The organism is Pseudoalteromonas denitrificans DSM 6059 (genome assembly GCF_900112265.1).
GTDB lineage: Bacteria > Pseudomonadota > Gammaproteobacteria > Enterobacterales > Alteromonadaceae > Pseudoalteromonas > Pseudoalteromonas denitrificans.
The window spans coordinates 1-7,486 of sequence record NZ_FOLO01000102.1 but is presented as its reverse complement, the minus strand read 5'-3'; the positions used below and the strand labels follow the sequence as shown (position 1 = coordinate 7,486).

6 protein-coding genes are annotated in these 7,486 nt (G+C 35.5%); 3 read left to right on the top strand and 3 right to left on the bottom strand.

Annotation, left to right across the window (positions count from 1 at the left end):
- A partial coding sequence (locus tag BM088_RS26570; protein ID WP_143085102.1) for a transposase occupies positions 1-308 on the top strand: 308 nt, incomplete at its 5' end.
- Positions 309-453: 145 nt separating this feature from the next.
- Here BM088_RS26570 and BM088_RS26565 read toward each other — a convergent pair.
- Positions 454-1,770 carry a DEAD/DEAH box helicase gene (locus BM088_RS26565; RefSeq protein WP_091991914.1) on the bottom strand — a complete coding sequence of 439 codons (1,317 nt, stop codon included), beginning with the start codon at positions 1,768-1,770 and terminating at the stop codon, positions 454-456.
- Positions 1,771-2,320: 550 nt separating this feature from the next.
- Between BM088_RS26565 and BM088_RS26560 the strand changes: the two genes are divergently transcribed.
- The gene (locus BM088_RS26560) at positions 2,321-3,196 is read left to right on the top strand and encodes a hypothetical protein (RefSeq protein WP_091991913.1); all 876 of its coding nucleotides are present in this window, start codon (positions 2,321-2,323) and stop codon (positions 3,194-3,196) included.
- An 89-nt stretch (positions 3,197-3,285) separates the two neighbouring features.
- Positions 3,286-6,540 carry a fibronectin type III domain-containing protein gene (locus tag BM088_RS26555; RefSeq protein WP_091991911.1) on the top strand — a complete coding sequence of 1,085 codons (3,255 nt, stop codon included), beginning with the start codon at positions 3,286-3,288 and terminating at the stop codon, positions 6,538-6,540.
- A gap of 266 nt (positions 6,541-6,806) precedes the next feature.
- Here BM088_RS26555 and BM088_RS26550 read toward each other — a convergent pair whose 3' ends face one another.
- Positions 6,807-7,208 (bottom strand): IS3 family transposase, encoded by a 402-nt coding sequence (locus BM088_RS26550; protein ID WP_091991909.1) that lies wholly within the window; start codon positions 7,206-7,208, stop codon positions 6,807-6,809.
- A gap of 3 nt (positions 7,209-7,211) precedes the next feature.
- On the bottom strand, positions 7,212-7,486 hold a 275-nt coding region (locus BM088_RS26545), incomplete at its 5' end, for a transposase (protein ID WP_218156544.1).

The following is a 7,486-nucleotide window of genomic DNA, read 5'->3' as shown; positions in this document are numbered from 1 at the left end:
TAGCAAATGAGTTGATTGAATTATTGCCTCAAGGTGATTTTGTTATCGCGGATAAAGGCTATGATAGTGAAGCGATTAGAAATAAAGTTCGAGAGAGAAATTCAAGCCCTGTGATCCCCAGAAAGCAGAACTCAAAAACGGGTAATGGAGATATAGATTGGTGCTTATATAAATATAGGCACTTAGTTGAAAATGCATTTGCAAGACTGAAACACTTCCGTGCTATAGCTACAAGATATGATAAATTAAAGTTACAGTTTGAAAGTATGCTAGCACTGGCGTGTGCAATGATTTGGCTGCCAATGTGAAAGATCAACAGCCCCTAGTGATACTGGGTGTAATAAATTACTTTGATGTTATTTAAATTTCGGATTCAACGGTTAAACCCAATGAACAATGCTAACTTAAGTTGTTGTTAAAAATTTAGCTTTATTAATGCAGCTAATATTTTAGTTAAAACTTTTTCAACCAAACATCAGAGTCTTCTGTTGCTGTCTTTTTACGATTTTTCTTACCACTGCCTTCAGGCTTTGCCATAGGTTTACCTGCGTCTAAATATACATCTGCGATAATTTCTGCAATTTCAAAACCCTCAACTTCTTCACGTTCGAGCCTTATCTTATTCTTCTTTTCGATTATTTTAAAATGATGATAATCTTCATGATCGATAAGTGATAATGCTAAGCCTACTTCACCAGCACGACCACTACGACCTATACGATGCATGTAGTCTGATGGGCTTCTTGGTAAGTCGAAGTTAATCACAACAGGCAGTTTTTCGATATCTAGGCCACGGGCAGCAATATCTGTTGCAATTAATACTTCAATCTCTCCTGCCTTAAATGCATCTAATACACGATTACGTGCTCCCTGTCCTTTATCGCCATGAAATACTTCAGCACTAATGCCACGTTTGGCAAGTTTATCTGCTAAATGTTTACAGCTCTTTTTTGCATTAACAAAAATAAGCGCTTGTTGCCATTGATGTTTTTTAACTAAATGTGCTAATAAAGCTGTTTTTTGTCCTTTATTAACGGTAAACACACGCTGTACTAAGGTGCTAGTATCAGCACTTTGCACTTGTATTTCAACAGGATCATTAAGCAGCTTCTGAGTTAAAGCTTGTACTTGATCAGGAAAGGTCGCTGAAAATAACAAAGTTTGTTTTTTCTTTGGCATTAACGCTAACAATTGTGTTAACTCTTCAGTAAAACCAAGACTTAACATGCGATCGGCTTCATCAAGCACTAAAATTTCTACTCTATCAAGCTTAATAGCATTACTTGAAATTAAATCGAGTAATCGTCCAGGTGTTGCAACTAACACATCTGTGCCACCACGTAATGCAAGCATTTGCGTATTGACTGATACACCACCAAATACAGCAAGTGTTTTAATCGCACCGTTAAAATGAACCGAATAAGATTTAATACTATCAGCGACTTGCTTAGCTAGCTCACGAGTGGGCACCAAAATCAGTCCAGATACATAGTTACCTTTACTGTTTTTACTATTCAATTGTTTTTCACAGTGGGATTGCTGAAAAAGTTGTTGCGCCTGTATTTTTTGCAATAGGGGCAATGCAAAAGTGGCCGTTTTACCAGACCCTGTATTTGCCCCTGCAATTAAATCACGCCCAGACAATACACTTGGGATAGCTTGCGCTTGAATGGGTGTAGGCTGCTGATATTCCAGTTCAATTAATCGTGCTAATAAAGGTGGAATAAGGCCAAGTTCAGTAAAGTTTGCAGGCGTTGTGATGGTGCTCATTAATATAAAGGGCTCAAAGCTAATACAATAGCCGTCTATTCTAACGTATTTATGCTGAGTTAAGTTAGTGAAATTGTTTGACCCTCGCCTTAATATCACTGAATACCCATAAAAACCAAGTTTGATTGGGTGTTTAATTCTAATAAAAATTCTCGCATAATAAAACTAAATCACTCTTAAAACAGGATATGGCATAAATAACTGGCATATTCTGTTTACAAACCGGAAGTCACAAGTGTCTAAAATCTAATACCACAGTTTATTTGATAGCAATCATTTGAAATATTATTTGCGATACTATGCCTTGTCTCTTTGTGAAAGCTAATATTTGAAAATAATTAGTTCCACTGACATTAGGTAAAATAAATTTTACTCTAATTTCGAATTTAATTTGTTCTAATCTTCTTGTTTTGTTTCTTATTTTTAGCTAACATCCAATTTTTGAAATAAAAACAGTAAGATAAAAGTATTTATATGTTAGGAAAACTAACTGACTTACCTTATGACATATTTTATTTGTCTAAAATAAATTCCTATATTGAGATACCCTATGAAATCCACTTGGTTTGTTTTTTTGTTTCTAACCAGTCACGTATTGTCTTTTAACGCCACTGCTATGGGGAATATTACTTATCTTAATGTTATTGATGAGGTTGTTTACTTTAGCACGGATAAAATAAAAACAAGTACACCCAGTTGCGCCAAAACGGCCAACGCCGAGCAGTGGACCGTATCATTAAATAATAGAACCGGACGTGCTTTATATGCTTTATTAGTAACCGCCATGGCAGCAAAACAAGCTATCAGTATTGAAAGTAGTGGTGATTGTAATCATATCGACGGTATAGAAAGTGCAAAAGGGGTGACTATTGCTACATCTGGTTTGAATAACCAAGAATCCGAGCAAATAGATACTATATTATCCCAAGCGATGGAAATAAACATGAATCCAAACATAGGGATTTATATCAACTCTACTTCAGGGGCCGCTCCAAGTAGCCAAGATTTTTGGGTTCAAGAGTTCGGTAGTTCTCTTGGAAAATTTAATCTTTCTTTCTCAGGAAGGAGACTTATTGGTCATATCGATGGCAGTGGGTGGTTAACATCTATTTTGACACCTGAAACTTATGCAAATGATCAAAGTGACAAAACTGTGGTTGAAGTTATTATTGACGATATCAATACTAAGTTTACGTTAAAAAAACAAAACGAAAGTAGTCGTTTTTTATTTGGTTTAACAAAACAATTTGATAGAAGTAATTTCAGACAAATACTAAAACCCGTCGATGTGGTATCTCAAGGCAAAGGAGTTTATTTTGAAAACAGTTTAGAGGTTTGGATAACAGAGGGGTATATACGACCTTACAGCACTGGAGCATCTCGAACCGCTGGTTTCCAGTACCTACTTGGTAAAAAAAACAAGTAATAGTCAATCTACTGAAATCAGTTTGGTTTTTTTTATTCTAAAAGAACCTTAAAACTTAATAAAAAATTCGTACCTATAAGTGAATATTCATGTTTAGAAATATAATATTACTAGTAAGCTGGCTTTTTTCATCAGTAGTATTTGCCGATAAAGTAGACTGGTTAGAAGGTGTTGTCGGTTATATTGTTGAGGATGAACTATTTGATATAGATGTACCCAACGCATTAGAAATTAATCAGAAAAATAGTTTAACTCAACTTAGTTGGCAATCGGAAAATGTTGGCTTTTACCGTATTCAGCAGGCGATTGATGGCGGGCCCTGGCAATTATTACACGCTAAAGTGAATGCACGAAGTTTTATTATTACATCAGAGTTAAATCATAGATATAGATACCGCGTGGCAGCTTGTACTGAAACCATTGAAGAGAGTTATTGTTCAAGTTGGAGTCAAGCCAGTAAGGTTATCGGGAAACTTAATACACCCACTAAAATACAAGTAAATGCTGGCATAGGCCTAGCAAAAATAACCTTTACTCAGGTTGATAAACTTTTTTTACCCACTTTTTATCGATTAGAGTACCTAGACCAAGTTGGTAACTGGATCCTTGCATTAGTAAGTAATGGGTCTGAGTTTGAATTTATTCCCCCTGAAAGTGGTCATTATCAATTTAGAGTTTTTGCTTGTGTTCGCCAAAGTAATATACAAACCTGTTCAAATCCATTGATGTCTGCGATTAAAGTGACACTGACACCAGTGCCACCAATACCTGAAGTTAAGCTCAATCATGGCCAATATAATATTATTAATCTTTCATGGCCTGAAGTCGTACATGCAAATTATTACCAGTATGTGGTCAGTGATAATGAACGTCAGATTTATAATGATAACCTCACAGGTTTATCACAAATATTTAATGATAATTTGCCAAGAAATAACCCTTTGACTTTTCAAGTCAGAGCCTGCGCGAATAGCACTCATTGCTCTGATTATAGTTCGCCAAAGGTAACAACGCCTTTGCCTTGGGGCCCTCCTGCCACACCAATCACAATGTTAGAGCATGGCCAGTATAATAAAATCTCTTTTTCCTGGAGAGAATTGGCCAATGTTGAGCAAAAAGTGGATTATTATAATCTGCTTATTACCAGAAATGATGAACCTGTATTTAAGAAAGAGAAAATCACTGGCTTAAGCATGGTATTTAATGACAGTTTACCACGGGCTAACCCCCTGGCTTTTCAGGTTAGAGCTTGTACTAATGAAGGAGGATGTTCCTTTTACAGTGAAAAACAGATGACAACCCCTTTACTCTGGGGCCCACCTCAACCTCCAGTTACTCAGTTAGACCATGGTAAATATAATAATATCTCTTTTTCCTGGAGAGAATTGGCCAATGTTGAGCAAAGAGTGGGTTATTATGATGTGCTTGTGAGCAAAAATGGAGATACTATATTTACGAAAGAAAAATTAACTGATTTAAGCCTAATATTTAATGACTCCTTGCCTCGAGGGCAATACCTCACATTCCAAGTTAGGGCTTGTACCAATGAAGGAGAGTGCTCTGCTTATACTGAAAAAAAGGGCAGTACCCCACTTCCTTGGCCTGCACCTAGAACCCCTATTTTAAATTTAAATCACGCAAAAGATAACTTGATCACTATCTCTTGGAGTAATCCTGTAGGTGAAGTACAAAAAGTAGATTATTACGATGTCCTTGTGAACAAAAACACTCAACAGATATTTTTAAAAGATAAAATCACGGATTTAAGTTTTGTTTTTAAAGATACTTTGCCCCGAGGTTACCCTTTAGAGTTTCAAACTAGGGCCTGTACTAATGAAGGAAAGTGCTCTAGTTATAGTGATAAAAAAATAACGACACCGCTATTGTGGGAGCCTTTGCCTGAAATTATTAACTTTTATCCAGAACAAAATCAAGTCAATACAAGTCAAAATATCACTATTCAATGGATGGTGAAGAAAGTTGCAGATTTTGAAACTAGTGTTAATTTGATACTAATAGATAAAGATCAAAATACTCAAAACCTATTAAGCCAAGTAAACGCGTCAAATTATCAAATTTCTTTTGATAATCCGGGTATTTATACTTTGGTATTAGAAGCGTGTAATCGACAATTAGATTGTGGTGAACAAAAAACATTCCAGATCGCTGTGATTGAGCTAGGTCCGGTATTAAATTTCATTTCTGAAAGTAATACAGTATATCAAGGTGAACACATCTTACTATCATGGGATAAACCTGCTAATACCTTTGGTTCTTTGGCTTATAAACTATATGTACAAAAACCCGACAGTGCAGAAAAAATATTGTTAGAAACAATCGATAATGCAACTCAGTATCAGCTCACTCCCAATAAAGCGGGTAAACATATTTATTTTATAAAAGCGTGCATAGGGTTCGTTTGTTCAGAACTGCGCAATACTAAAGTAACCGTAATTAAGTTAGGTCCGGTATTAAATTTCACTTCTGAAAAGAACTCAGTTAATCAAGGTGAACACATCTTTCTATCGTGGGATAAACCTGCTGCCACCTCTGGCTCTTTGACATATAGCCTATATGTACAAAAACCCAACAATGCCGAAAAAACGTTGTTAGAAACAATCGATGATGCAACTCAATATCAAACTATCCCCAATATAGCGGGTAAACATGTTTATTTTATAAAAGCGTGCAAAGGCTTAGTTTGTTCTGAACTGCGTAATACTGAAGTGGCTGTAATTATGTTAGGTCCGGTATTAAATTTCACTTCTGAAAAGAACTCAGTTAATCAAGGTGACCACATCTTTTTATCGTGGGATAAACCTGCTGCCACCTCTGGTTCTTTGACATATAACCTATATGTACAAAAACCCAACAATGCCGAAAAAACGTTGTTAGAAACAATCGATGATGCAACTCAATATCAAACTATCCCCAATATAGCGGGTAAACATGTTTATTTTATAAAAGCCTGCATAGGATCAATTTGTTCTGAGCCGCGTAGTATCGTGGTTGATGTTAACCAAACTTTAGTAGTCACTCCAACCATAATACCCGATGGAGGCGTTGTTAAAGTTGAGCAAAAAGTTACCCTAAAAACACAAACTTCAGGAGCAACCCTTTATTTTAAAATGTTGCCTCAACCTCTTGACTGTAATTCAAAAACAGATTGGAAAATATATTTGTCGGAAGTGAAATTAACGCAATCGACTCGTTTATGTGTGAAAGCAAGTGCGACTAATTATAAGGATAGCTCTGTTGTTATTGCCGATTTTGTAGTAACGGATAAACCAATTATAGCGATTAATATCCAACTATTAGGCGTTACTAAAGTAAAAACAAAATAATATGTTTGGGTTTATTTATAGACGATAAAAATTTGAATATAATAAATTTTGTGTTCATCTAGCTGGATATTTTAACTTTATACTAAATAAATTAAAATTTTCAGCTAAAAAATGCCTCTAGATTTCAAATTATTTACTTGCCTTTATTGTAAAAGTATTATGGTGAGAAGTTCTTAATAAATCGATATATATCGTTATCATTTCTGTCACAATATTATCTAATTCGGAAATTACTTCTTGACCAAAAGTGGACTTCCCAGATTTCACTAGGCAGATTTTAATTCAGAAAAATAATCTTCCTCAAACTTAGCTGGTGAAATACCGCCTGTGTGTGAGTGACGCTTTTTAGGATTGGAGAACATTTTTATAAAATTAAATATCTCAGCTTTCGCATCATTACGTGTTGTATATATCTTCTTTTTGACTATGCGTTTTTTGATCGTCGTAAAGAAGCTTTCAGCAACAGCATTATCATGGCAATTTCCTCTTCGACTTATCGATGGTACTAGGTTATGTTCTTTCATGAACGCTAGATAATCAGCGCTGCCGTATTGGCTGTGGTCGCTATGCACCATAACTTCTGATTTGGTTGGCGTTGATAAACAGCCATTAATAAAGCTTTTATCACTAATTGCTAAATAACCTGAGATCTGGTTAAGCATCGCCATTTATTAGTCTGGCATCATACCAAATACATCTGCTGATAGTTTTATACACGGCTTCTGTTTCTTTAAGCAATAAGCCACTATTCCAGATATCAAGTTGAGCATGAAACTTGTTTCACTGCGATGGCGGCTATGTTCTATTTGAGATATATTTTTCAACTGGTCATTGATAGTTTCAATGATGTATCTCTTTGATAACATGGCTCTATCGAAGGCTGACATGGCTTTCGACTTCATGTTTTTTCGAACTGTTGTAATCAAATCTACATCGAGTTCCTTTA

Excerpts from the sequence above, each read along its gene's own strand:
- BM088_RS26565 (WP_091991914.1), bottom strand. The coding sequence starts at position 1,770 with ATGAGCACCATCACAACGCCTGCAAACTTTACTGAACTTGGCCTTATT.
- BM088_RS26560 (WP_091991913.1), top strand. The coding sequence starts at position 2,321 with ATGAAATCCACTTGGTTTGTTTTTTTGTTTCTAACCAGTCACGTATTG.
- BM088_RS26555 (WP_091991911.1), top strand. The coding sequence starts at position 3,286 with ATGTTTAGAAATATAATATTACTAGTAAGCTGGCTTTTTTCATCAGTA.
- BM088_RS26550 (WP_091991909.1), bottom strand. The coding sequence starts at position 7,208 with ATGGCGATGCTTAACCAGATCTCAGGTTATTTAGCAATTAGTGATAAA.